22 protein-coding genes are annotated in these 24062 nt (G+C 69.9%); 15 read left to right on the top strand and 7 right to left on the bottom strand.

The genetic code is table 11. From position 1 onward, the window contains the following. The first annotated feature begins 24 nt into the window (after window positions 1-24). Window positions 25-606: a DUF5998 family protein gene (locus ACZ5AJ_RS07180; RefSeq protein ID WP_464138365.1), complete on the top strand. Its 582-nt coding sequence runs from the start codon at window positions 25-27 to the stop codon at window positions 604-606. Window positions 607-612: 6 nt separating this feature from the next. After that, the gene (locus ACZ5AJ_RS07175; protein ID WP_464138363.1) at window positions 613-1755 is read left to right on the top strand and encodes an alkaline phosphatase family protein; all 1143 of its coding nucleotides are present in this window, start codon (window positions 613-615) and stop codon (window positions 1753-1755) included. A gap of 45 nt (window positions 1756-1800) precedes the next feature. Here ACZ5AJ_RS07175 and sepH read toward each other — a convergent pair whose 3' ends face one another. Continuing rightward, the gene (gene sepH / locus ACZ5AJ_RS07170) at window positions 1801-3162 is read right to left on the bottom strand and encodes a septation protein SepH (protein WP_464138362.1); all 1362 of its coding nucleotides are present in this window, start codon (window positions 3160-3162) and stop codon (window positions 1801-1803) included. A gap of 285 nt (window positions 3163-3447) precedes the next feature. On the opposite strand from sepH, the gene ACZ5AJ_RS07165 reads away from it, so the two are divergent. After that, window positions 3448-3747 carry a DUF4193 domain-containing protein gene (locus tag ACZ5AJ_RS07165; RefSeq protein ID WP_464138361.1) on the top strand — a complete coding sequence of 100 codons (300 nt, stop codon included), beginning with the start codon at window positions 3448-3450 and terminating at the stop codon, window positions 3745-3747. 115 nt (window positions 3748-3862) lie between these two features. Here ACZ5AJ_RS07165 and ACZ5AJ_RS07160 read toward each other — a convergent pair whose 3' ends face one another. After that, window positions 3863-4537, bottom strand: coding sequence for a DUF3093 domain-containing protein (locus tag ACZ5AJ_RS07160; protein ID WP_464138359.1), 675 nt, complete (start codon window positions 4535-4537; stop codon window positions 3863-3865). A 72-nt stretch (window positions 4538-4609) separates the two neighbouring features. Between ACZ5AJ_RS07160 and dut the strand changes: the two genes are divergently transcribed. The 6 genes from dut to ACZ5AJ_RS07130 all read left to right on the top strand — a co-directional run bounded on the left by dut (window position 4610) and on the right by ACZ5AJ_RS07130 (window position 13665). Further along, on the top strand, window positions 4610-5143 hold the full coding sequence (dut, locus tag ACZ5AJ_RS07155) for a dUTP diphosphatase (protein WP_464138358.1): 534 nt from the start codon (window positions 4610-4612) through the stop codon (window positions 5141-5143). A gap of 3 nt (window positions 5144-5146) precedes the next feature. Continuing rightward, window positions 5147-5965: a DUF3710 domain-containing protein gene (locus ACZ5AJ_RS07150; protein WP_464138357.1), complete on the top strand. Its 819-nt coding sequence runs from the start codon at window positions 5147-5149 to the stop codon at window positions 5963-5965. After that, entirely contained in the window at window positions 5962-6753 is a 792-nt protein-coding gene (locus tag ACZ5AJ_RS07145) for a DUF3159 domain-containing protein (RefSeq protein ID WP_464138356.1), read from the top strand. The genes ACZ5AJ_RS07150 and ACZ5AJ_RS07145 overlap by 4 nt, the downstream gene beginning before the upstream one ends. 209 nt (window positions 6754-6962) lie before the next feature. Next, window positions 6963-8285: a class I SAM-dependent RNA methyltransferase gene (locus ACZ5AJ_RS07140; protein ID WP_464138354.1), complete on the top strand. Its 1323-nt coding sequence runs from the start codon at window positions 6963-6965 to the stop codon at window positions 8283-8285. A 396-nt stretch (window positions 8286-8681) separates the two neighbouring features. Next, window positions 8682-11486, top strand: coding sequence for an aconitate hydratase AcnA (gene acnA / locus ACZ5AJ_RS07135; protein WP_464138353.1), 2805 nt, complete (start codon window positions 8682-8684; stop codon window positions 11484-11486). Window positions 11487-11805: 319 nt separating this feature from the next. Continuing rightward, window positions 11806-13665: a 1-deoxy-D-xylulose-5-phosphate synthase gene (locus ACZ5AJ_RS07130; protein ID WP_464138351.1), complete on the top strand. Its 1860-nt coding sequence runs from the start codon at window positions 11806-11808 to the stop codon at window positions 13663-13665. Window positions 13666-13782: 117 nt separating this feature from the next. On the opposite strand, the gene map is transcribed toward ACZ5AJ_RS07130, so the two are convergent. The 5 genes from map to ACZ5AJ_RS07105 all read right to left on the bottom strand — a co-directional run bounded on the left by map (window position 13783) and on the right by ACZ5AJ_RS07105 (window position 18672). Continuing rightward, window positions 13783-14604 (bottom strand): type I methionyl aminopeptidase, encoded by an 822-nt coding sequence (map, locus tag ACZ5AJ_RS07125; RefSeq protein ID WP_464138349.1) that lies wholly within the window; start codon window positions 14602-14604, stop codon window positions 13783-13785. Continuing rightward, complete coding sequence (locus tag ACZ5AJ_RS07120; protein WP_464138348.1) at window positions 14601-15674, bottom strand: COX15/CtaA family protein; 1074 nt, start codon at window positions 15672-15674, stop codon at window positions 14601-14603. Before ACZ5AJ_RS07120 ends, map begins: the two co-directional genes overlap by 4 nt. Window positions 15675-15834: 160 nt before the next feature. Beyond that, window positions 15835-16629 (bottom strand): ABC transporter permease, encoded by a 795-nt coding sequence (locus tag ACZ5AJ_RS07115; RefSeq protein ID WP_464138347.1) that lies wholly within the window; start codon window positions 16627-16629, stop codon window positions 15835-15837. Next, a complete protein-coding gene (locus ACZ5AJ_RS07110; RefSeq protein ID WP_464138345.1) occupies window positions 16626-17558 on the bottom strand; it encodes an ABC transporter ATP-binding protein in 933 nt (310 codons plus the stop codon). Before ACZ5AJ_RS07110 ends, ACZ5AJ_RS07115 begins: the two co-directional genes overlap by 4 nt. Before the next feature lie 67 nt (window positions 17559-17625). Next, the gene (locus ACZ5AJ_RS07105) at window positions 17626-18672 is read right to left on the bottom strand and encodes a glutathione S-transferase family protein (RefSeq protein WP_464138343.1); all 1047 of its coding nucleotides are present in this window, start codon (window positions 18670-18672) and stop codon (window positions 17626-17628) included. A gap of 369 nt (window positions 18673-19041) precedes the next feature. On the opposite strand from ACZ5AJ_RS07105, the gene ACZ5AJ_RS07100 reads away from it, so the two are divergent. Genes ACZ5AJ_RS07100 through ACZ5AJ_RS07075 form a run of 6 tightly spaced genes read left to right on the top strand, consistent with a single transcriptional unit; the run spans window position 19042 to window position 24056 of the window. Next, entirely contained in the window at window positions 19042-19806 is a 765-nt protein-coding gene (locus tag ACZ5AJ_RS07100) for a helix-turn-helix transcriptional regulator (RefSeq protein ID WP_464138342.1), read from the top strand. After that, a complete protein-coding gene (sufB, locus tag ACZ5AJ_RS07095) occupies window positions 19803-21230 on the top strand; it encodes a Fe-S cluster assembly protein SufB (RefSeq protein ID WP_464138340.1) in 1428 nt (475 codons plus the stop codon). Before ACZ5AJ_RS07100 ends, sufB begins: the two co-directional genes overlap by 4 nt. After that, entirely contained in the window at window positions 21230-22546 is a 1317-nt protein-coding gene (gene sufD / locus ACZ5AJ_RS07090; protein ID WP_464138339.1) for a Fe-S cluster assembly protein SufD, read from the top strand. Before sufB ends, sufD begins: the two co-directional genes overlap by 1 nt. Next, a complete protein-coding gene (locus ACZ5AJ_RS07085; RefSeq protein ID WP_464138337.1) occupies window positions 22546-22887 on the top strand; it encodes a non-heme iron oxygenase ferredoxin subunit in 342 nt (113 codons plus the stop codon). The genes sufD and ACZ5AJ_RS07085 overlap by 1 nt, the downstream gene beginning before the upstream one ends. A gap of 49 nt (window positions 22888-22936) precedes the next feature. Next, window positions 22937-23695: a Fe-S cluster assembly ATPase SufC gene (sufC, locus tag ACZ5AJ_RS07080; protein ID WP_464138336.1), complete on the top strand. Its 759-nt coding sequence runs from the start codon at window positions 22937-22939 to the stop codon at window positions 23693-23695. A 31-nt stretch (window positions 23696-23726) separates the two neighbouring features. Continuing rightward, window positions 23727-24056, top strand: a complete 330-nt coding sequence (locus ACZ5AJ_RS07075; protein WP_464138334.1) for a metal-sulfur cluster assembly factor — start codon at window positions 23727-23729, stop codon at window positions 24054-24056. Window positions 24057-24062: the final 6 nt, after the last annotated feature.

The following is a 24062-nucleotide window of genomic DNA, read 5'->3' as shown; positions in this document are numbered from 1 at the left end:
TGGGGTGCATGGGAGACTGGGAGCATGACCCCCGAGCTCCCCGCGAACCTCGTCGCCGACCTCGAGACGGCGGGATACTTCCCTCAGACCGCCGCGCAGAGCGTCGGCCTCTCCCTGCGCGGCGCAGAGGTGCTGGCCCATCTCGTGCGGCCCGAGACCACCTTCGACGGGCCCGAGGTGCGTCGCCATCTGACCGTCCTGGTGCTGACGGCGACGCACCTGCTGGTCACCCACCTCGATGACGACCCGGCCGACGCGCTCAACCCGAGCCAGGTGGTCTCCACCACCGAGAGGATCCGGCTGCAGAGGATCACCGGCACCGGCCTCTCCCAGGTGTTCGACACCGACGGGGCCCGCGTCCCGGGGGAGGAGGCTGAGATCACCATCGGTCTGACCTGGGACGGGACTCGTCGCATCGATCTGGAGCGGGCCGTGTGCGAGGACCCCTCGTGCCAGGTGGATCACGGCTACACCGGCACCATCGCTCCGTCGGACCTCGCATTGCGGGTGAGCGCGCTGGCCGACGGCCCTGATGCAGTCCGGGAGGCTCTCGCGTTCCACGCCCGTCTCGTCGACACCGTCGACGAGCTCGATCTGTCCCGCTGACCGGGCATGTCCTCCGCGACCGGATCCGATGCCCCCGTGGGCTGGCCCGCTGATCTCCTCCCACCGCCGTTCGCAGGTGGAGGACGGCCCGAGCAGCTCGACATCATCGCCCCGCTCGCCCCGGCGGAGACCGTCGGCCGGGATGTCGTGGTGCTGCTGGACGGCGTCGGCGCACAGCTCCTCTCCGAGCACAGGGCGCTCACCCCGGTCCTGCGACGCCTGGAGGCGGAGACCCGGTACGTGCGCACCGTCTTCCCCTCCACCACGGCGACAGCCCTGGTGACCATGCACACCGCGCGCCCGCCTATCGAGCACGGCGTGATCGGCTGGGTGACCCACGACCCGGTGACGGGGCTGGCGGTGAACCAGATCCGCGGGGACCGCGCCGTCGACCCGGTGCGGTGGATGCCGCTGGTCACGCCGGTGGAGGAATCCGGACGCAGAGCGGTCCAGGTGGCCCCCGCGAAGCACCGGGGCTCCCATCTCAGTCGCGTCGCCTATCGCGGATGGGACTTCATCGGACATGGCGCCCACGACCGCGCCGATGCGACGGTGATCGCCGCACGGAGAGCGGGGCCGGATGGGCTGGTCCATCTGCATGTCGACGATGTCGACCATGCCGGGCATGCGCACGGTGTGGACAGCGAGGAGTGGCGCACCGCTCTCGCGGAGGTCGACGCCCTGGTCGGCACGCTGCTGCGTCGGCTGCCCGCGGGTACCCGTCTCCACGTCACGGCAGATCACGGCATGGTCGACACCGACGTCGCGCACACGGTCGACCTGACGGACCACCCGCTGCTCCGGTCGCTCGCAGGGACGGTCGCGGGGGAGTCGCGGGCCCTTGCGCTGGGCACGCGCGATGAGGCGGACGAGGACCGTCTGGCCTCCGGTCTCGTCGAGCTGCTGGGGGAGCGGGCGCTCGTCCTGCGCCGTCGACAGATGCTCGAGCTGGGACTGCTCGGTCCCGCGGGCATGGATCCGGATCCGGACGTCGCCGGACGCATCCCCGACGTGATGGTGATCTCCCGCGGACGCTGGATCGTCGACGACTTCTCCCGCCGGCCTGAGGCCGCTCGCCGACTCGTCGGGGTGCACGGCTCATTGACGAGGGCGGAGTCGCTGGTCCCGCTCGTCCGCACGGGAGTCTGAAGGCAGAGAGGCAGAGAGCACGAGGGCAGGGAAGCCCTGCGAGGGTCAGTCGTGCTTCGATCCGAAGACGATCTCGTCCCAGCTGGGAATGGACGCGCGCTTCGAACGGGACTTCGCGGGCTTGCGCGCCGACGCGCTCTGCTGGCCGTCCTCCGTGGGGTCCTCGCCCGAGCCCGTGCCGCCGTCACCCCGACCGGTCCCGGGATCCTCGAAGCCCGGGAGCGCGGTGAGGTCCACAGTGTCCTGATGGTGCAGGGAGGAGGGAGCGTTCCCCTCCTCCGGCTCGTCGGAGGAGGGCGACCTGGCGGGGAGGGGTGATGCTTCCGCAGAGGCCGCAGAGGCCGAGGGCAGCGCCGATTCCGCGGACATCGAGGTGCGGGCGGATCGTGTGCCGGCGGCAGGTCCCGATGACTCCTCGGAGCCGAGATCCTCCGTCGGGTCGATGCCCTCGTCCAGCGTCTCGGAGGCGCTTCCTGCGGACAGCGGGCCCGTGCCGACGGCGGCGTCTCGCCTGTCGTCGTCCGAGCCGTCGGCGGAGCCCGGGGCCAGGGGAGCGGTGGGGACCGCATCCTCCGCCTCCTCCGCGTCGTCCTCGAGGGTGGACCAGACGGCGACGGGGTCCTCGTCCTCCGGCGGCGGCACGGATCGCAGCCCGCGGCGGGCGTTGAGCGCGTCGAGATCGTTCTCGGAGAAGCTCCTCGACGGCGCCGGAGCGGTCGACGGCCGGCTCGACGGGCGACCCCCCGTGCGGCGGCGCGGAGAGCCGCCGTCGAACTCCCCGTCGGCCTCGACGTCGTACACGGAGCTCTTGACAGCCATCAGCCGTGCGCGGCCCCTGACCGGCTCCGGCGGCCCGTCCTCGTCGCTGATCCAGCGCGCCTCGTCGTCGACGGGCGAGATGGATCGCGCGTCGAGATCCGCGACCCAGTGCGCCTGCCTGGTGCGGCCTGCGGCGGCAAAGCTGAGCTCGAGGGTCCAGGTGCCGTCGGCCCGGCGCCAGGCGTCCCAGGCGACGTCCTGCGAGGCCTGGCGCGCGGTCAGGCGCTCGGCGACGACTTCGGCGAGGGCGGGACCCCCACGGCCGACGGGGAACGTCCTGGCCCGCTGGGCGGTCCATTCGCGCTCGGCGAGCACAGGTCCCTCATACCGCCGCACATGCTCGACCGGGACCTCATGGGCCTCGGCGATGTCCTCGGCGCTGCGTCCAGAGCGCAGCATGGTCTGGATCTCCCGCGGCCTCAGCGGTGCCGGCTCACCCGTGCGGACCGCGGCCAGAGAGGGGCGGTCGCGCCGGACCGCAGCGCGCAGCGCCTCGTCGATGGGCAGGGTGTACCGCTCGCCGTCGGAGTCGATCACGACGACATGCATCCCGTCGTCGTGGATCCCGTCGAGTTCGAGCTCTCGCATCGTGGTCCTCTCGGTCGGAGCCGGCTCGGGTACGCCCGCGGCGTCTGGGGACCGACACTAGCGCGCCGTCCTCCGTGCTCGTGGGAGGCGGCGGACGACGTGCCGGAGCTCCAGGCCCCCATGGAGGATCCTGTGTTGTGGGACCCATGCGGTTCTGCAATAATGCCGCCGCATTCGGCGTTGCGATGCGAACCGGCCCGGCTAGGGAGAAGGCGCCTCCTTCGCGCAGGACTGCCCCTCGCACCAGGTCGGACGACCTCATGGACAACCAGGAACGGACCGTAGATGGCCACTGATTACGACGCCCCGCGCAAGAACGACGACGAGTCGAACGACGACTCGATCGAGGAGCTGAAGGGCCGACGGAACGAGGCCGCCACTCCCGCGGTCGACGAGGACGAGGCGGAGGCCGCGGACTCGTACGAGCTGCCGGGCGCGGATCTCTCCGGCGAGGAGCTCTCGGTGCGGGTCCTTCCGCGCCAGGCTGACGAGTTCACCTGCGCCAGCTGCTTCCTCGTGAAGCACCGCAGCCAGATCGACCACGTCGAGGGCACGCTCATCATCTGCAAGGAATGCGCGGCCTGAGCCCGTCCGTCCGCCGTCACGATCGGCGCCCGCCCCCTCTGCTGGGGGCGGGCGCCGATCGCTGTGCGGGGCCCTCCGCGTCCGGCCCCTCCGCGTCCAGGGCCCGGGAGCGTGCTCAGCCGGCGATGCGGGCGCGCTCCTGAGCGGCGCGCAGCGCGAGGGCGAGATCCGCCGGCCGGCGGGAGGAGATGACCCAGGCGGTCGTCGGATCCTCGTCGTCACGGACCTCGGTCCGGATGCCGCCGTGCACCCAGCCCCGGGTGCAGTGATGGGCGAGGGGGTCGAATCCCGTGCTCATGATGGTGTCCCAGTCCTGGCCCTCGACGGTCTCCGGCTCTCCGAGGTAGGAGACGTCGATGCTCGCCCGACCTGCGGAGAAGCGCGTCCCCTCGACCTGGAGGAGCGGGCTCGAGCCCACGCCGACGGCGATCATCGCAGCGATCCCGACGACGCCGACGATCGCCGAGGCGACGTAGGACAGCGGGACGATCACCACGCCGAACAGGGCGCCGAACACGATGAGCACGATCCAGGTGCCGATGCCGGGCGTCAGGCGCTCACGATAGGCGGGGACGGACGCGAGGGCGGTCGAGCGCTCCGCGGAGCGAGGGTCACCGCCCGAGACCTCACGGGAATCGGCAGAGGCGTCACGGGAGCCGGCGGGCCCGGGCGGTGCTGTCGACGGCGAGGAATCGGTGGTCCCAGCCGCGGACGAGGCGGACTCGGGGAACGGTTCGGGGGACGACTCGGGGGAGGAGGCCAGGGGGTCGCCTCCGGCAGCTGCGGACATGCCCACATCGTCTCATGCACAGCCTGGACGCCCGATGGGCCGCCATCGCGGCAGAGCGCCTACTCTGGGGCCATGTCTGCTGTGACCCCGAAGGGATCCGCTCCGAGCGAGTGCTCCCCGCACCCAGTGCCCGACCTGCGCATCCGGCTCGAACCGGGTGCTCCGCTCCCGGCCCGCGCCCACGCCGACGACGCGGGGCTCGACCTCGTCAGCGCCGAGGACGCCGTGATCGCCCCCGGAGGTCGCGCACTGATCGACACCGGCATGTCTGCGGCTCTTCCCCCGGGCACCGTCGGGCTGGTCTGTCCGCGCTCAGGACTCGCCGTCGCGCACGGCGTCACGGTCCTCAACGGGCCCGGCGTCGTGGATGCCGGCTATCGGGGAACGATCAGGGTCCCGCTGCACAACACCGATCTCGAGGAGTCCTTCACCCTGCGCCGCGGGGATCGGATCGCTCAGCTCGTTATCGTCCCGTTCCTGGCACCGGCGCTGCAGGTGGTCGACGAGCTCGACGCGACCGAGCGGGCCGATTCCGGCTTCGGCTCCTCCGGCGGCTTCGCCGGGCGGACGACGGGCCTCGGGCCCGCTACGGAACAGGAGGCATGAGGGATGGGTCTCTTCTCGCGCAAGGCCGGCAGGGCCGGCATCGATGGCAGGGCTGGCAGGTCCGGCGAGGAGGCCGGCGACGGCAGCGCTCCGCCGGACTCGGCGCCCGATGCGGAATCCGCGGTCGAGGACGGCCGCGAGAGTGCGCAGGATCCTCGCGGAGCAGCATCGCCGTCGGGAGGATCGAAGAGCTCCTCTGCAGGTCAGCGGGCCGGCCATCTCGAGGGAGGGCCGTACGACGAGCACGACGCTCCCGAGGAGGATCGCATCGACCTGGGAGCGCTCCAGGTCCCGACGGTCGACGGACTCGAGCTGCGCATGGAGGTGGACCAGCGCACGAGCGCCGTCACGGGGGCGAATCTCGTCCTGGACGGATCATCGATGCAGGTCCAGGCGTTCGCCGCCCCGAAGTCACGCGGACTGTGGGACGAGGTGCGCACCTCCCTGCGCGATTCCGTGGTCAAGCAGGGAGGCACGGCAGAGACGCGGGACGGGGTGTTCGGCAAGGAGCTGATCACCCGGCTGCCGGTGAAGCGCGCGGACGGTCGCACCGGCTATCGGCCCGCGCGGTTCATCGGGGTGGACGGTCCTCGCTGGTTCCTCCGCGCGATCCTCACGGGCAAGGCGCTCGGCGACAAGGACCAGTCCCAGCGCTTCGAGACGCTCCTCTCGCGCCTGGTCGTCGTGCGGGGCGGGGAGGCGATGGCGCCGCAGGAGCTGATACCGATGCACCTTCCGGGGAAGCGACCGGGTCTCATCCCGCAGCGCGCACAGTCGCTCGACCCCCTCGAGCGGGGCCCCGAGATCACCGAGATCGGATGAGCGCGCCATCCGGTGCGCCCGGCGCACGCGATCCGCACGAGGCGCCGATCCCTCGTGGTGACTCCGGCATCGGCGACGGTCGCGGCGCCGACGAGGGCACGACCTCCGGTGCGGAGCCGGGCACGAGCTCTCAGGGAGGGCTCGGAGGAGTCCTCCGGCAGGAGGAGTTCTCGGTCTCGGACGCCGTGGGCGGGCCCCGCGGCATCGCCGAGTCCGTCATCCCGACCCTGCTGTTCATCGTCCTGTTCGTGACGACCCGATCGATCACCGTCGCCGCGATCGCCGCGGTGGCGGTGGTCGCGCTAGCCCTGCTGCTGCGACTGGTCCAGCGCCAGAGCCCCACGGGAGTGCTGGGAGGCCTGATCGGTGTCGTCCTGGGCGCCGTGCTGGCGATCCGCTCGGGGGACGGGACGGACTTCTATGCGCCCGGCATCGTCATCAACGCGGTGGCGCTCGCCCTGATCACGGTGTCGCTGCTGGCTCGTCGCCCGCTCGTGGGTCTGCTGGTCGGCGTCCTCGATCCGCGGATGGAGGACTGGCAGGAGGATGCCGATGCGCGGCGGGTGTACACCCGTGCGACGCTGCTGTTCGCCGGGCTCTATGCGTCCAAGCTGCTGGTCCAGGTGCCGCTGCTGCTGACCGGCCGGGTGGCCGCGCTGGGGGTCGCGAAGCTGGTGATGGGCCTGCCCGCGTTCGCACTGCTCGCCTATCTCGTATGGCTCATGCATCGAGCGCTGATCGCCCGACGTGCCGAGCGGGACGAGGCCGGGGACGCCCCCCGGGACTGAGCCTCCGGCATCTGTGCGATGCCTCCTCCGCCCGGTCGTCGGCCTCCAGGACCGCATGGTGGGCCGCTGAGCGGCGCAGAGGGTCGCGATTCGATGCCGATCCGAGGCCCGGGTGCCACCGCTGTCCGCCATGCGGTCGTCCGTCTGCGACACTGATCGCCGACAGTGCGCAGTCCGCGACACCGCGTCGCGGAGGAAGGGAGCGGGACATGAGCCCCGAAGCTGACGGGACGATGAGCGGAGCCCCCGCCGACGGTCGACTCCTCACCCTGACGGTGGGACCTCCGGCCGCAGGAGGCACCTTCGTCGCCCGCCATGAGGGGCGCGTGGTCTTCGTGCGCGGTGCAGCCCCCAAGGAGACGGTGACCGTCCGTCTCCTGGACGACCCCGAGTCACAGGCCTCTGCCCGCTACTGGCGTGCCGAGGTCGTCGAGGTCCTCGAGGCCGGTGTCGATCGCGTGCCCACGATCTGGCCGGAGGCCGGAGGCGACGGCGTCGGCGGGGCCGAGTGGGCGCACATCGCCCTGCCCGCCCAGCGCCGCATCGCCTCGGAGGTCATGCAGGAGCTGCTGGGGCGAGCCGGGGTGAGCAGCTACCCCTTGGACCATGTCCAGGTCGAGCCCGCTCCGCACGACGTCGACGGACTGGGGTGGCGCACGCGAGTGCGCTTCGCGGTCGACGCCGACGGCAGGGTCGGCATGCGGGGATGGCGTTCGCACGACGTGCGCGACGTCGGAGAGAATCCGTTGGCCGCGCAGGCGATCCGGGACCTGCGCCTGGGGGAGTGGACGGCGCCCGAGGGGACCGAGGCCATCGATGCGGTCGCCCCGTCCACCGGGCCGGCATCCGTCGTCGTCATCGGCCGGGACCTCGACCCCGAAGCCCTCGACATCCCCGAGAGCTGGGGAGAGGCCGATGTCGCGGTGCGCACCGGACGCGGCATGGTCCCGGTGCGCGGGGACGGGATCGTGCGCGAGCGTGTCGGCGATCGGCTCTTCGAAGTCGGGGCGACGGGCTTCTGGCAGGTCCATCGCCGTGCCGCCGAGCTGCTGACGGAGGTCGTCTCGGCGGACCTTCAGGCACCGCGGGGCGGGAGCGTCTGGGATCTCTACGGCGGAGTGGGCCTGTTCGCCGCCGCCGCGGCCGAGCAGGTCGGTGTCGAGGGCAGTGTGATCACGGTGGAGGGGAACCGGCGCGCCTCGGCGCATGCCGCAGCCAACCTCGAGGATCTTCCGCAGGTCTCCACCGCCACCGCCGATGTCACCGACTGGGTGCGCGCTCGCCGGGGCGGTGTGGATGCGGTGGTCCTCGATCCGCCGCGTGCAGGCGCGGGTCCTGAGCTCATGGAGCTGCTCTGCTCCGCGGTCCGTCAGCGGATCGTGTACGTGTCGTGCGAGCCCGCGACGCTTGCGCGCGATCTCGCGGTCGCCGAGAAGTCGGGCTGGCAGATCGTGGATCTGCGCGCCTTCGACCTGTTCCCGCACACGCATCACGTGGAGTCCGTGACCGTCCTGGAGCGCGCCCGGTCCTGACGTGGCGCTCGAGCCTCCGCAGGGACCGAGGCGCCTGCGGAGCGCTCGGAGGTCCCCACCTCGAGCGATGGCCGGTGGGGCGGATCCACGGTGTGCGGTCACGCAGGGCATGCGATCACGCGGACGGAAATTGGAAGAAGCGGATGTTCGAAAAATACTGAGGCATACCTTCCCGGGAGTTGCATCTCACGGAAGTGGCCAGCGCTCTGAGGATTGCGCCAGTGGGTGGCGTGCTATGGTTATCTTGACGTCAAGATACCGGATCGGCGGCGCGCCTCGAAGAATGCGCCCAGGTCACGACCGGCTGCGGGCCGGTCGTCGCGATGTGGCGGCCACGGCAGCTGTGAAGCCGATTACCATGGACGAGTTCGCCAATCCATAGAAGGAGCGTGCCCAGTGAGCACAGTCGACTCATTCTCCGCGAAGCAGGAGCTCAGCGTCGGAGGGACCGACTACGAGATCTATGCGCTCGATGCCGTCGAGGGCGCCGAGAAGCTTCCGTACAGCCTGAAGATCCTGCTCGAGAACCTGCTGCGCACCGAGGACGGTGCGAACATCACGGAGGAGCACGTGCGGGCCCTGGCCGGCTGGGACCCGACGGCGGATCCGTCGGTCGAGATCCAGTTCACCCCGGCGCGCGTGATCATGCAGGACTTCACGGGCGTCCCCTGCGTCGTCGACCTGGCCACCATGCGCGAGGCAGTGCAGGATCTCGGAGGGGATCCCAGTCGCATCAACCCGCTGGCTCCCGCGGAGATGGTCATCGACCACTCGGTGATGATCGACGTCGCGGGCAGGCTCGATGCGCTCGAGCGGAACATGGAGCTCGAGTACGAGCGCAATCGTGAGCGCTACCAGTTCCTGCGCTGGGGCCAGACCGCCTTCGACGACTTCAAGGTCGTCCCCCCGGGCACCGGGATCGTCCACCAGGTCAACATCGAGTACCTCGCTCGCACGGTCATGACTCGCGAGGTTCCGTCGGCCGACGGCGAGGGGACCGTGCTGCGCGCGTACCCGGACTCCTGCGTCGGCACCGATTCGCACACCACGATGGTCAACGGCCTGGGCGTGCTGGGCTGGGGCGTCGGCGGCATCGAGGCCGAGGCCGCGATGCTCGGCCAGCCGGTCTCCATGCTGATCCCGCGCGTGGTGGGCTTCAAGCTCACCGGTCAGATCCCCGCAGCCGCCACCGCGACGGACGTGGTGCTGACGATCACCGAGATGCTGCGCGAGCACGGTGCGGTCGGCAAGTTCGTCGAGTTCTACGGCGAAGGCGTCGGCCAGGTGCCGCTGGCCAACCGCGCCACGATCGGCAACATGAGCCCGGAGTTCGGATCGACCTGCGCGATCTTCCCGATCGACGAGGTCACGGTCGACTACCTGCGCCTGACCGGCCGGTCCGACGAGCAGCTCGCACTGGTCGAGGCGTACGCCAAGCGCCAGGGTCTGTGGCACGACCCCTCGAAGGAGGCCCAGTACTCCGAGTACCTCGAGCTGGACCTCTCCACCGTCGTCCCCTCGATCGCCGGTCCGAAGCGTCCCCAGGACCGCATCATCCTGACCGAGGCGAAGGAGTCGTTCCGGGAGGTTCTGCCGGCCTACGCGGGCCATCCGGAGCGCACCGCCGACAGCGGCGATGTCGCCGGGACCTTCCCCGCCTCGGATCCCGCTGCTCAGGACTCGGACAACGACAGCGGCGGCCGCGCCGTCGAGCACTCCGCCGTCCGCGGCCGCGCCTCGCAGCCGACCGCGGTGAAGGGCCAGGACTTCTCGATCGACCACGGCATCGTCTCGATCGCCTCGATCACCTCCTGCACCAACACCTCGAACCCCTCGGTGATGATGGCCGCGGGCCTGCTCGCGCGCAACGCCGTCAAGCGCGGTCTGAGCACCAAGCCGTGGGTGAAGACCTCCATGGCCCCCGGCTCCCAGGTCGTCACCAACTACTACACGAAGGCGGGGCTCTGGCCCGACCTCGAGCAGCTCGGCTTCCATCTCGTCGGATACGGATGCACCACCTGCATCGGCAACTCCGGACCTCTCGCGCCGGAGATCTCCGAGGCCATCGCGGAGAACGATCTCGCGGTGACCGCAGTGCTCTCGGGCAACCGCAACTTCGAGGGTCGCATCAACCCTGACGTGAAGATGAACTACCTGGCCTCCCCGCCGCTGGTCATCGCCTACGCGCTCGCGGGCACGATGGACTTCGACTTCGAGAACGACCCGCTGGGCACGGACGAGGACGGCCAGGAGGTCTACCTCAGCGACATCTGGCCGAGCCCGACCGAGGTCGAGCAGGTCATCGGCGAGAACATCACCCAGGAGATGTTCTCCGAGGACTACAAGGACGTCTTCTCCGGCGACGAGCGCTGGCAGGGCCTGGAGACTCCCGAAGGGGCGACCTTCGCGTGGGACGACGAGTCCACCTATGTGCGCAAGCCCCCGTACTTCGAGGGCATGGGAGCCGAGCCGGAGGCGGTCGAGGACATCGAGGGTGCGCGCGTCCTCGCCAAGCTCGGTGACTCGACCACCACGGACCACATCTCCCCGGCAGGCGCGATCAAGGCGGACTCGCCGGCAGGGCGCTACCTCCGCGAGCACGGCGTGGAGCGCAAGGACTTCAACTCCTACGGCTCCCGCCGCGGCAACCATGAGGTGATGATCCGCGGCACGTTCGCGAACATCCGCATCAAGAACCAGCTCCTCGACGGCGTCGAGGGCGGGTACACGAAGAACTTCCTGACCGGCGAGCAGGAGTTCATCTACGACGCCGCCCAGGCCTATGCGGAGAAGGACATCCCGCTGGTGGTGCTCGCCGGCAAGGAGTACGGCACGGGCTCGTCCCGCGACTGGGCCGCCAAGGGGACCAAGCTCCTGGGCGTCAAGGTCGTCATCGCCGAGAGCTTCGAGCGCATCCACCGCTCGAACCTCATCGGCATGGGCGTCCTTCCCCTGCAGTTCCCCGACGGCGAGAACGCCGCGTCGCTGGGCCTGGACGGCACGGAGACCTACTCGTTCACCGGCATCACGGCCCTCAATGAGGGCACGACGCCGAAGAGCGTGAAGGTCGTCGCCGAGAAGGAGGACGGCTCGACGGTCGACTTCGATGCGGTCGTGCGCATCGACACCCCCGGAGAGGCGGACTACTTCCGCAACGGCGGCATCCTCCAGTACGTCCTGCGCTCCCTGGTCGCCGCCTGAGCCCTACGGCTCGACGGCAGGACACCGGCAGCTGACGCTCTCGGGCAGGTCCTGGACAGTCCATCTCGCACGCCCCGTCAGGCTCAGGCCTGGCGGGGCGCGTGCGCTGCTCGGCGGCCGAGAGGATCCGGTGCTGCAGACCTGGCATCGATCCGGTGCACCCCTGCGCGGCCGGTCTGCACTGCGTTGCACATGGTGGAGTGCGCCCGTGAAACCCCGGTGAAGATGTGCACAGATGTGACCATACGGGCCGTCGCCACAGGTCACCGCGACGTAGGGTGAACCCGTCCCTGATCCCCGCAGCGACGGAGGCCTGACCGTGTCCACGCTCAAGGACCGCGTGCGCGCCGATCGCGCCGCGATGATCCCCTCGGACCCCGATGCGCTGCGCGCCCTCGACGCCGGGGAGCTCCCCGCCCTCGCCGAGCTGCTGCGCCGCAGACTGGTCGAGGTCACCTCCCGCACCGGAGGGCACCTGGGGCCGAACCTGGGCGTCGTCGAGCTCACGATCGCCCTCCACCGCGAGTTCCGCTCCCCGCGGGAGTCGATCGTGTTCGACACCGGCCACCAGGCGTACGTGCACAAGATGCTCACCGGACGTGCCGACCTGCTCGGGCTGCGGCACGAGGGAGGTCTGTCGGGGTATCCAGATCGTCGGGAGTCCGAGCACGACGTCGTGGAGAACTCCCATGCCTCCGGATCCATCGCCTGGGCGCACGGCATCGATCGAGCGCATCGCATGGTCGGCGACCCCGCGGTCTCCGTCGCGGTGATCGGTGACGGCGCGCTGACCGGCGGTGTCGGCCTCGAAGCGCTCAATGCGCTGGCCAGCGACATCGGCAGCCGCACCATCGTCGTCGTCAACGACAACACCCGCTCCTACGCTCCGACGGTGGGCGGTCTCTCCTCGCACCTGAGCGCCCTCCGCGACGGCGAGGTCCCGCCCGGACAGGATCTCTTCAGCGCGCTCGGTCTGACCTACCTCGGTCCTGTCGACGGGCACGACCTGCTCGCTCTCGCGCGAGTGCTCGCACGCGCCCGCGCGGCGGCTGAGGATCCCCGCAGCGCAGGCGTCATCGTCCACGTGCTCACCCGCAAGGGTGCTGGCTTCGACCCCGCCGAGACCGACGAGATCGACCACTGGCACTCCACCGGTCCTTTCGAGATCGAGCCGCCGACGCAGGCCGAGGTGTTCCCTCCCGTGGACGCACCCGCACCGGCCTCCACCTGGACGGCGCGGCTGGGAGCGGCCGTCGTCAGCGCCGCACGGAAGGATCCCCGGCTGCTCGCGATCAGCGCAGCCATGATCGATCCCGTCGGTCTCACACCCATGCAGCGGGAGATGCCCGAGCGCGTGATCGACGTCGGCATCGCCGAGCAGCTGGCCCTGGATACTGCTGCAGGGCTCTCCCGAGGGGGCGCCAAGCCGCTGGTCGCTCTCTATGCGACCTTCCTGAACCGTGCGGTCGACCAGCTGCTGCTGGACGTCGCACTCCACGGGGAGGACGTCACCCTCACCCTCGACCGCGCCGGCGTGACCGGGGACGACGGGCCCAGCCACCATGGCATCTGGGACCTCGCCCTGGCATGCCAGGTGCCCGGAGTCGCGCTCTGGGCACCGAGGGACGGAGAGCGGCTGGACGATGCGGTGCCGTCGGCGCTCGCCGTGGACGGTCCGAGCATCGTCCGCTTCCCCAAGGGCGCCTGCCCGTCACCGATCCCGGCGGTCGCAGCGCACCCGGCGGGTGAGATCCTCCTCGGGGCCGAGGAGATCACGACGGACGCCGTGGAGGATCTCGACGTGCTGATCGTCAGCATCGGGGCGCTCGCCGATCGTGCGATCGCCGCCGCCCGGATCTCACGCGACAGGCGCCCGGGTCTTCGGATCGCGGTGATCGATCCTGTGCAGGCGCTGCCGCTGTCCGAGGAGCTCGTGGCCCTCGCATCGACCGCTCGGGCCGTCGTGACGCTCGAGGACGGTGTCGCAGAGCGCGGCATCGGCTCAGCCCTGGCGGTGCGGATCATGCAGTCCGCGAGCACCTCGAGGCCGATCCCCGCGATGCGGAACCTCGGTGTGGCGCAGACGTTCATCCCGCATGCCAAGCGCGATGCGATCCTCGCGGCGCAGGGGCTCGACGTCGACGGCATCGCCCGGGCCGTCGAGGACGTCCTGCGCTGAGATCCGTGCGCTTCCGCGCGCTCAGGCCCGTGCGCTGAGATCGGTGGCCGGGCGGCCGTGCCGGACCGCCGAGGAGCGCAGGCCGCGCTGGGCCGTGGGGCGCCCGGGCATGAAGCCTCAGCGCAGCGAGCTGCGGGGCGAGGGGTCGTCCGCGCGCGCGGTCAGCACGATCGGATCGCCGTCGGTGACATACAGGGTGTGCTCGGCATGCGCACCGCGGGAGCCGTCCGCAGACAGCTGCGTCCATCCGTCTGCAGGATCCACGACGAGATCCGACGTGGTGGGCATGAGGAACGGCTCGACGGTGAGCAGCTGTCCTGCGACCAGCTCGGCGCCTGCACCGGGAGTGCCGTGGTTGGGGACGAACGGAGCCTCATGCATCGTGCGACCGACCCCGTGGCCGCCGAACCGGTCGTTGATCGTGTAGCCCAGGCGATGCGCCTCGCTCATGACCGCGTGGCCGATGTCGCCGACCGTGCGGCCAGCGCGCACCTGGTCGATGCCCGCCCACATCACCTGCTCCGTATCCCGGATGAGCTGCAGGTCCTCGTCCCTCGGCCTCCCCACCACGATCGACAGGCAGGAGTCGGCGACCCACCCCTCGACCTCGACGGCGAAGTCCAGGGACAGCAGGTCCCCGTCGACCAGGACCCGATCGCGCGGACGCCCATGCAGGACGCCCTCGTTGACGGAGGTGCAGATGACCCGTCCGAACGGGGAGGCACCGAAGACCGGGTGGTAGTCGATGTAGCAGCTGGTGGCGCCGGCCTCGCGGATCAGCCGATGCGTCTCGGCGTCGATGTCCAGGAGGTTCCATCCGACGTCCACGACCTCCCGCAGGTGGGACAGCACGCCGGACACGAACTCCCCAGCGGGCTTCGCCTGCGCGAGGGTGGGCAGGTCGCGGGCTGTCTCGCGGCGTCGCCGTCCGAGGATCATCGTGCTGCCTCCGGGGAGGCGCCACCATGCTCGGCGATCTCGGCGCCATGAGCATCGCCGAGCGTCTCGTCGTCGGCCGAGCGCCAGCTGTAGAGCGAGACCGATCCCCAGGCGATACCGGCGGAGAACAGCCCTGCACCCAGCATATGGAGTCCGACGAGGACCTCCGGCAGGCCCGTGAAGTACTGGGCGTAGCCGATGATCGCCTGCAGCGCCGTGATGATCACGAGGGTCCAGGCGGCGGTGCGGGCGATCCGCTGGACACGGACCAGATGCAGGGCGATCAGCAGACCGATCAGCAGACCGCAGAAGAGCATCACGGAGTCGGCATGGATCCACGAGATCGTGCGGGCGTCGAACGGCAGGCGCTCAGGAGCGACATCGTCTCCCGAGTGCGGACCGGTTCCGGTCACGAGCGTGCCGAGCACCAGGATCGCGAAGCCGATGACCGCCATCACCCAGGTCATCCAGTGCAGTGCTGCGGGGACGAGGGACCGGCGGCGATCCGCGTCGCCGTCGTACAGCCGGTGCACGAGGATCGTCGAGAGGGCGACGAGTATCGGAGAGATCAGGAAATGGGGGCTGACGACTCCCGGGTGGAGATCCGCATACACCACCACCATCCCCACGATGGCCTGCACGGCCGTGCCGATCAGCGGCGTCAGCGCGAACCACAGCATGCTGCGGCCCTTGTGGCGCAGCCACAGCACGGTGACCGCGAGCAGTGCGACGGCGAAGACGCAGAGGACGCCGGTCAGGGTCCGGTTGCCGAACTCGATGAACGGATGGATCCCGGCTTCGAGAGTCAGCTGAGGTGTGAACTCGCCGGGCTCGCAGTTGGGCCAGCTCGAGCAGCCGAGGCCGCTGGCGGTCAGCCGCACGACGCCCCCGGTGACGATGATGCCGATCTGGCAGACCAGATTGCCCCAGAAGACGAACGCCGCGATCCGTGCTCGAGCCGCCGGCGACAGGCCGAACGTGCGGTGTCCCGAGAGGGTGATCCGTCCGATGCGCACGGGGGGAGCGGTGGAGGCAGAGAGCTCGTCGGCGGTGGACGGAGAAGGGGTCATGGGCTGATTGTAGGAAGCGGAGCTGTGCTTCCCGCCCTCGCGGCGAGAGCGATCACATCCGGCCGCGCCGCCCGCCGCGCCGCATTCGCCTCCGACCGGCGGCTGCGGGGTGTCCGTGGCCGCCGCGCACCGGGAGGACCGTGCGTCCGCGATCCCGTCCTCAGGAGTCTGTCCAGCGGAACCAGCGCACCACGGCGAGCGCGCCGAGGACCGCCCACAGCGACAGCACCACGGCGGAGCCGACGGAGAAGTGCCCGCCGGCGAGGCAGGCGCGCATCAGCTCGCCCAGGGCCCCGGAGGGGAGCAGATCCACCAGCCCTCCGAGGAACCGGGGCATCGAGGTGGTGGGGAAGGCGATGCCGCCGACACCGACGAACAGCACGAAGACGAGGTTGGAGACGGCGAGCACCGCCTCGCTGCGCAGGGTGCCGGCGACCAGCAGCCCGAGCGAGCCGAAGGCCACTGTGCCGAGGATCCACACAGGGATGGCGGTCAGCAGTGAGGTGATCTCGGGTCGCCAGCCGAGCGCAAGCCCCAGCAGTCCCAGCACGAGCACCTGCAGCACGTGGATGCAGAGGGTCGCCAGCACCTTGCCCGCCAGATAGCCGTCACGGCCCAGCGGCGTGGTGGCCACCCAGCGCAGCACGCCGTTGCGGCGGTCGAAGCCGGTCTGGATCGCCTGCGAGGTGAAGGAGGTGGACACGAGCGCGGTGGCGAGGGTCGCTGCGACCGCCGTCTGGATCGGTGCGGATCCTTCGAGCCTGCCGATCGGCAGGAGGCGCAGAGCGATGAGCACCATCGCGGGCAAGGCGATGGCGACCATCAGCTGCTCGCCGTTCGCCAGCATCGTGCGAGCCTCGAGCCGGGCATGGGCGAGGACGCGGCGGAGTGCCGGGGCCGGAGCGGGACCGGGGCGGTCCGCGCGGCCGGGCGCACCGGTGGAAGGCGGGGTCATCGGGCGTCCTCCTGCCTGTCGGCCGGGGCGTCTGCACCGGTGGGTGCCGTGGATCCCGATGCCTGCTCGTCCATGAGATCAAGGAGGACGGCCTCGAGATCGGCGGCGACGCCCGACGCGAGCTCGAGGTGAGCCCCGTGGCGGGCCGCGGCCTCGCGCAGATCGCGTTCGAGGGCGTCGCGCGCGGACGGTGCGAAGCCGGTGGCGGTCGCGCTCAGCGACATGGCACCTCCCGCGCTCTGATGGGCGGCGACCACGTCCTGCACCCTGCCGGATGCGAGATCGCGTCCGGCCCCGATCACGCAGACCTCGTCGGCGAGGCCGACGACATCATCCATCAGGTGCGTGGTCAGCACGATGGCGGTCCCGGTCTCGGCGAGGCTGCGCACCAGACGACGCACCCGACGACGGATGGCCGGATCCATTCCGGCGGTGGGCTCGTCGAGGAACACCAGCTCAGGGCGGCCGACGATCGCGAGTGCGAGCGCGAGACGCTGCCTCTGCCCGCCCGACAGGCGCCGCACGAGAGTGCGGGCGAAGCCGTCGATGCCCAGATAGTCGGCGACCTCGTCGACGTCCAGGGGATCGGCGTGCAGCGCCGCGGCGTATCGCAGCAGCTGCATCGCCTGGGCCCCGGAGACGAGCCCCCCGTCCTGGATCATGACGCCGACCCGAGCACGATGCTCCGGTCCCGCCCGCCAGGGGTCGGTGCCGAGGACGCGGACCGTCCCGCCGTCCGGGCGCAGCAGTCCGGTGGCGCAGGAGATCGCAGTGGTCTTGCCGGCGCCGTTGGGCCCCAGCAGCGCGGTCACCGCTCCGCGCTCGGCGCACAGGCGGAGGCCGTCGAGCGCGCGGACGGGCCCGTACGACAGGGTCAGGTCCTCGACGAGCAGGGCTTCGGGGGCGGGCGCGGGGGAGATGTCAGTCATGGCTGGCCCATGGTAGGCCCGGTTCCCGGTGGGGGACTGGACGCGCGCCGACGCACGTGCCGCGGACTCAGCGGCCGGTCACGTGCAGCGGAGTGTGGGCCGGGTCGACCACCTCGTCGCGGCGCGGCGGCTCCGGCGCCGTCCCTCCGGGGCCCCAGGTGTCGGTGGCGAAGCGATCCCGGTCGTGTGGATCGAGGAAGCCCGAGACATCGGGCCCGAGCGGCACCACCTGGGTCGGGTTGATGTCCGTCTGCACCGCGTAGTAGTGCTCCTTGACGTGCTGGAAGTCGACGGTGTCGCCGAAGCCCGGTGTCTGGAAGAGGTCCTTCGTGTACCCCCACAGGTTGGGCATCGTCGCCAGCGGCTGCCGGTTGGCCTTGAAGTGGGAGAAGTACACGGGGTCGAACCGGACGAGAGTCGGGAACAGGCGGACGTCTGCCTCGGTGATCGAGGCGCCCATCAGATAGCGGGAGCGCGAGAGCCGCTCCTCGAGCTCGTCGAGGGCCGCCCACAGGGCCCGGTACTCCTTCTCGTAGGCCGCCTGGGTGCCGGCGAACCCGGTCTTGTACACGCCGTTGTTGACACGATGCAGCATCCACCGGTTCAGCGCGTCGATCTCTTCGCGCTGAGCCTCCGGATAGAGGTCAGGAGCTCCATCGCGGTGGAGATCGCTCCATTCGGTCGCGAAGTCCAGGGTGATCCTCTGGAAGTCGTTGGTCACGACCGCGCCGCTGGGGATGTCCACGATCGCAGGCACGGTGATGCCGCGGGGATACTCGGGGAAGCGCGCGAAGTAGGCCTCCTGGAGCCGCTCGATGCCGAGCACGGGATCCCGCCCGCCCTCGTCGAGGTCGAAGGTCCATGAGCGCCGATCGTGGGTAGGTCCCGCGATGGCCATGGAGATCGCGTCCTCGAGACCGAGCAGCCGACGGGAGATGATCGTCCGGTTCGCCCAGGGGCAGGCGCGCGAGACCGCAAGCCGGTATCGGTGGGACTCGACGGGCCAGCCGTCGCGTCCGTCCCGGGTGATCCTGTCGTCGATGTAGTTCATGTCCCTGTCGAAGGGCTCGCCCCTGCGGACATAGCTGCCTGTCTGATCGTGGGGATCGGCCATGGTCCTCTCATCTCCCTCTGTCGTCGTCGGCCGACGACTGCCGCCGACTCGGACAGACTAGTTGAAATCCAAACTATATCGCAAGGGGGGTAGTGAAGGCAGGGTGGGGGCGGGTGTCGAGGGAAGGTCTGCCTTGGTTGCATCCTGCGCAGATCGGGGGATGCTTGGGGGTGATGCAGGCGGCGGTCACCCCTGAGGATCGCGCCCGGCGGCGGCGCGGTGACGCTCGTCATGTTCGACGAGGCGGCCCGTTTATTCGCAACCTGGACATTGTAAAATCATGGACCGGATGCTGATCTGAGGGGACGATGCGCCGTGAGGTGCCGTCCCGGGGCGTCCGGCATGACGACCGCAGGGAAGGAGGGTGTCATGGACCAGGCTGTCGACGCCGTCGCGCCGGCTGAAGGCGACGTCGCCCGCGGAACAGAGGCGAGGGATACCCGCGACCGCCTCATCGAGGCCATCTCCGCGCACGGGCCGATCACCGCCCGGCGTCTCGCCGAGAGCTTCGGGCTCACCAGCGCCGCCGTGCGACGGCACCTGGCGGTGCTCGAGGCGGACGGCGTCATCGCCGAGCACGAGGTCCCTGTCGCGCACCGCGGGCGAGGACGTCCCAGCAAGGCCTTCGTGCTGTCCAAGTCCGCTCATGAGGAGCTGCCCGGTGGCTATGACGAGCTCGCGGTGATGGCAATCGAGGAGCTCGCCCGCATCGGAGGCGATGAGGCGGTCCGCCGTCTGGCCGACCGACGTGTCGAGGACTGGCAGCGCCTGGTGGCCGAGAAGGTCGCCGAGCGCGAGGCGGCGGGGGAGAAGGTGACGCTGTCCCGGCGCATCGAGCTCCTGGCGGATCTGCTCACCTCCCGCGGCTACGCGACCACCATCCGTCCTCTGAGCGTTCCTCTGCCGACCTCCGGCTCCCGACGCGGAGGGACCCGGACGCTGGTGACTGCTCAGCTGTGCCACGGCCACTGTCCCGTCCTGGACGTGGCTGCAGACCACCCCGAGCTGTGCGAGGCGGAGACCCGCGTCATCGCGCGCATCATCGGGGCACCCGTGCAGCGCCTGGCCACCCTGGCACAGGGCGCGCACGCCTGCACGACTCACATTCCGCTCACTGAGGGAAGGACACCATGACGAGCGCACCAGAGAAGCTCACACAGGACGAGATCATCGACTCCGTGGGCCAGTACGCCTACGGGTGGCACGACGACGACTCCGCAGGGGCCTCGGCCCGCCGCGGTCTGGACGACGAGGTCGTCCGCGACATCTCGGCCAAGAAGAACGAGCCGGAATGGATGCTCGAGCGCCGTCTGAAGGCTCTTCGGCTGTTCGAGAAGAAGCCGATGCCGACCTGGGGAGCCGACCTCTCGGGGATCGACTTCGACTCCATCAAGTACTTCGTCCGCTCCACGGAGAAGCAGGCGAGCTCCTGGGAGGAGCTGCCCGAGGACATCCGGGAGACCTACGACCGTCTCGGCATCCCCGAGGCCGAGAAGCAGCGCCTTGTCGCCGGAGTGGCCGCGCAGTACGAGTCCGAGGTGGTCTACCACCAGATCCGCGAGGACCTCGAGGCGCAGGGCGTCATCTTCGTGGACACGGACACGGGCCTCCGCGACTACCCCGAGCTCTTCGAGGAGTACTTCGGCACCGTCATCCCGGCCGGCGACAACAAGTTCTCCGCCCTGAACACCGCGGTGTGGTCCGGCGGCTCCTTCGTGTATGTCCCCAAGGGCGTGCACGTGGAGATCCCGCTCCAGGCGTACTTCCGCATCAACACCGAGAACATGGGACAGTTCGAGCGGACGCTGATCATCGCCGACGAGGGCTCCTACGTCCACTACGTCGAGGGCTGCACCGCTCCGATCTACCAGTCCGACTCGCTGCACTCGGCGGTCGTCGAGATCGTGGTGAAGAAGGACGCCCGCGTGCGGTACACGACCATCCAGAACTGGTCGAACAACGTGTACAACCTGGTCACCAAGCGCACCACGGTGGAGCAGGGCGGCACCATGGAGTGGGTCGACGGCAACATCGGATCCAAGGTCACCATGAAGTACCCGGCGGTCTGGCTGATGGGCGAGCATGCCCGCGGCGAGACGCTCTCGATCGCGTTCGCGGGCGAGGGGCAGCACCAGGACACCGGGTCGAAGATGGTCCACATGGCCCCGCACACCTCGAGCTCCATCGTCTCGAAGTCGGTCTCCCGCGGAGGCGGTCGCAGCTCCTACCGGGGCCTGGTCCAGGTCATGCCGGGTGCCGAGCACTCCGCCTCGACCGTGCTGTGCGACGCGCTGCTGGTCGACCAGATCTCGCGGACCGACACCTACCCGTACGTCGACGTCCGCGTCGACGACGTCCAGATGGGCCACGAGGCCACCGTCTCCAAGGTCTCCGAGGAGCAGCTCTTCTACCTGATGAGCCGCGGCATGGAGGAGACCGAGGCCATGGCGATGATCGTGCGCGGCTTCATCGAGCCCATCGCCCGGGAGCTGCCCATGGAGTACGCCCTCGAGCTGAACCGCCTGATCGAGCTGCAGATGGAAGGAGCAGTCGGCTGATGACAGCCTCTGACACGTTTGATGCGAAGGGTCCCGCGATCGCGGACGACGGCGTGAGCGAGAGCGCAGGGAACGCCGCCGGCGCGGCGCCGACGGCCGCGACCGCGACGCTTCTCGCGGAGGCGCCCGCCGCCCCGCAGCTCGAGGAGGAGGGCATCGCCCTTCCCGGCGAGAAGAAGAAGGGCGAGCCCAGCCGGGCCGATCGTCTGCGCTCGTTCGACGTGGCCGCGCACCCCGTGCCGGTCAGCAAGATCGAGGAGTGGCGCTTCACCCCGCTGCGGCGCCTCCAGCCCCTGTTCGAGAACGTCGCCACCGACGACCGCGAGGGCGACCCCGCTGTCGAGTACCGGGTCCAGGTGCCCTCCGGCGCTCCTGAGGCATCGACGCTCGCTCCCGGCCAGGCGCCGCGCGGCACCGCGCTGGTGCCCGAGGACCTCCCCTCCGCGATCGCCTCGGCCCGCACCGAGCAGGCACTGCACCTGGTCGCGGAGAGGAATGCCGCCTACGAGCAGCCCTTCCAGGTGCTCGCGCAGGGGCACGGTGCGGATCGACGCGCCAACGGCCACATCGTGCTGGAGACCCGGGAGTCCTCCTCCGCGACCTTCGTGCTGAACCACACCGGGTCGGCGCAGTATGCGCAGAACGTGGAGATGGTCGTCGGAGACAACTCGGAGATGACGGTCATCGCCCTGCAGGACTGGGACGATGACGCCCTCCACATCGTCACGCATCATGCCCGGCTGGGCCGGGACGCGAAGCTCAAGCACATCGTGGTCTCCCTCGGCGGTTCCGCCGTGCGCGCCAACGTGATCGGCGAGTTCTCCGCCCCCGGAGCGGAGATCGAGAACCTCGGGCTGTACTTCTCCGACGCCGACCAGTTCCTCGAGCACCGCCTGTTCGTCGACCATGCCGCTCCCCGATGCACCTCCGACGTCGCCTACAAGGGCGCGCTGCAGGGGCAGAAGGCGCGGTCGGTCTGGGTCGGTGACGTGCTCATCAGGAAGCAGGCCGAGGGCACCAGCACCTACGAGCTCAACCGCAACCTGGTGCTCACCGAGGGAGCCCGGGCCGACTCGGTCCCGAACCTCGAGATCGAGACCGGTGAGATCGAGGGCGCCGGCCACGCCGCCGCCACCGGTCGCTTCGACGACGAGCAGCTGTTCTACCTGCGTGCTCGCGGCATCCCCGAGATCGAGGCCCGTCGCCTGGTCGTCCGGGGATTCTTCGCCGAGCTGATCCAGAAGATCGACGTCCCGGAGATCCGCGAGCACCTGTTCGCCTCCATCGAGACCGAGCTCTCGCGGAGCATGAACTGATGCCTGACGCCTTCGTCCACGTCGCGGACCTGTCCGATCTCGCCCCGGGCGAGGTCGTGGACGTCCTCGTCGGCGGGATCGAGATCGCGCTCGCGCGCGACGAGGACGGAGGCGTCCATGCGATCGAGGACCGCTGCAGCCATGACGACATCGCCCTGTCCGACGGGGATGTCGACGGCTGCACCCTCGAGTGCTGGAAGCACGGCAGCCAGTTCGACCTCCGCACCGGTCGCCCGCTTCAGCTGCCCGCGGTGCTGCCCGTGAGGGTGTTCCCCGTGCGCATCGAGGAGGGCAGCGGACGGATCCTCGTGGATCCCACCGCAGTCATCGCCTCCGCCTGACATCAAGCCACACGTTTTCACCAGTACCTCTGGTCAAGGAGAACCATCCATGTCTGTCCTGGAGATCAAGAACCTCCACGCCACCGTCGAGACCCCCGAAGGGACCAAGGAGATCCTCAAGGGCGTCGACCTCACCATCAAGGGCGGCGAGACCCACGCGATCATGGGCCCCAACGGATCGGGCAAGTCGACGCTCGCCTACGCCCTCGCGGGTCACCCCAAGTACGAGATCACCGAGGGGTCCGTCACCCTCGACGGTGAGGACGTGCTGGAGATGAGCGTCGACGAGCGCGCTCGCGCCGGCGTCTTCCTCGCCATGCAGTACCCCGTCGAGGTCCCGGGAGTGACGGTGTCCAACTTCCTGCGCACCGCCAAGACCGCGGTCGACGGCCAGGCCCCCTCGCTGAGGACCTGGGTCAAGGACGTGAAGACCGCGATGGACGATCTGAAGATGGATCCCGTCTTCGCCGAGCGCAACGTCAACGAGGGCTTCTCCGGCGGTGAGAAGAAGCGCCACGAGATCCTGCAGATGCAGCTGCTCAAGCCCTCCATCGCGATCCTCGACGAGACCGACTCGGGTCTGGACGTCGATGCGCTGCGCATCGTCTCCGAGGGCGTGAACCGGGCGAAGGAGAGCACGGACGTGGGCATCATGCTGATCACCCACTACACCCGTATCCTGAACTACGTGAAGCCCGACTTCGTGCATGTCTTCGTCAACGGGCGCATCGCTGAGCAGGGCGGTCCGGAGCTCGCCGAGCGTCTCGAGAACGAGGGCTACGACCGCTTCCTCGCCGCCGCCAGCTGACGGCGGCATCGCACCGGACTAGGAGGTTCCCATGACCGACACCACTCCGGCGGCGACCGTCACCGTCGAGGAGGTCACCGAGGCGATGAAGGACGTCATCGATCCCGAGCTCGGGATCAATGTCGTCGATCTCGGCCTCGTCTACGGGATCACGGTCGAGGACGGCAATGCCGTGATCGACATGACCCTCACCTCGGCGGCGTGTCCGCTGACCGACCTGCTCGAGGAGCAGACCTTCGCCGCATTGGACCCCATCACGGAGTCCCATCGCATCAACTGGGTGTGGATGCCCCCGTGGGGCATGGAGAAGATCACCGAGGACGGGCGCGAGCAGCTGCGGGCCATCGGCTTCAACCTCTGACCGCCG

The sequence above is a fragment of the Brachybacterium zhongshanense genome (assembly GCF_055385755.1).
The sequence above is the reverse complement of the archived record's forward strand: the minus strand, read 5'-3'. Positions and strand labels throughout refer to the sequence as shown.

Bases quoted from the DNA above. Each gene is read 5' to 3' on its own strand.
- ACZ5AJ_RS07180 (WP_464138365.1), top strand. From the start codon at position 25: ATGACCCCCGAGCTCCCCGCGAACCTCGTCGCCGACCTCGAGACGGCG.
- ACZ5AJ_RS07175 (WP_464138363.1), top strand. From the start codon at position 613: ATGTCCTCCGCGACCGGATCCGATGCCCCCGTGGGCTGGCCCGCTGAT.
- sepH (WP_464138362.1), bottom strand. From the start codon at position 3,162: ATGCGAGAGCTCGAACTCGACGGGATCCACGACGACGGGATGCATGTC.
- ACZ5AJ_RS07165 (WP_464138361.1), top strand. From the start codon at position 3,448: ATGGCCACTGATTACGACGCCCCGCGCAAGAACGACGACGAGTCGAAC.
- ACZ5AJ_RS07160 (WP_464138359.1), bottom strand. From the start codon at position 4,537: ATGTCCGCAGCTGCCGGAGGCGACCCCCTGGCCTCCTCCCCCGAGTCG.
- dut (WP_464138358.1), top strand. From the start codon at position 4,610: ATGTCTGCTGTGACCCCGAAGGGATCCGCTCCGAGCGAGTGCTCCCCG.
- ACZ5AJ_RS07150 (WP_464138357.1), top strand. From the start codon at position 5,147: ATGGGTCTCTTCTCGCGCAAGGCCGGCAGGGCCGGCATCGATGGCAGG.
- ACZ5AJ_RS07145 (WP_464138356.1), top strand. From the start codon at position 5,962: ATGAGCGCGCCATCCGGTGCGCCCGGCGCACGCGATCCGCACGAGGCG.
- ACZ5AJ_RS07140 (WP_464138354.1), top strand. From the start codon at position 6,963: ATGAGCCCCGAAGCTGACGGGACGATGAGCGGAGCCCCCGCCGACGGT.
- map (WP_464138349.1), bottom strand. From the start codon at position 14,604: ATGATCCTCGGACGGCGACGCCGCGAGACAGCCCGCGACCTGCCCACC.
- ACZ5AJ_RS07120 (WP_464138348.1), bottom strand. From the start codon at position 15,674: ATGACCCCTTCTCCGTCCACCGCCGACGAGCTCTCTGCCTCCACCGCT.
- ACZ5AJ_RS07115 (WP_464138347.1), bottom strand. From the start codon at position 16,629: ATGACCCCGCCTTCCACCGGTGCGCCCGGCCGCGCGGACCGCCCCGGT.
- ACZ5AJ_RS07110 (WP_464138345.1), bottom strand. From the start codon at position 17,558: ATGACTGACATCTCCCCCGCGCCCGCCCCCGAAGCCCTGCTCGTCGAG.
- ACZ5AJ_RS07105 (WP_464138343.1), bottom strand. From the start codon at position 18,672: ATGGCCGATCCCCACGATCAGACAGGCAGCTATGTCCGCAGGGGCGAG.
- ACZ5AJ_RS07100 (WP_464138342.1), top strand. From the start codon at position 19,042: ATGGACCAGGCTGTCGACGCCGTCGCGCCGGCTGAAGGCGACGTCGCC.
- sufB (WP_464138340.1), top strand. From the start codon at position 19,803: ATGACGAGCGCACCAGAGAAGCTCACACAGGACGAGATCATCGACTCC.
- sufD (WP_464138339.1), top strand. From the start codon at position 21,230: ATGACAGCCTCTGACACGTTTGATGCGAAGGGTCCCGCGATCGCGGAC.
- ACZ5AJ_RS07085 (WP_464138337.1), top strand. From the start codon at position 22,546: ATGCCTGACGCCTTCGTCCACGTCGCGGACCTGTCCGATCTCGCCCCG.
- sufC (WP_464138336.1), top strand. From the start codon at position 22,937: ATGTCTGTCCTGGAGATCAAGAACCTCCACGCCACCGTCGAGACCCCC.
- ACZ5AJ_RS07075 (WP_464138334.1), top strand. From the start codon at position 23,727: ATGACCGACACCACTCCGGCGGCGACCGTCACCGTCGAGGAGGTCACC.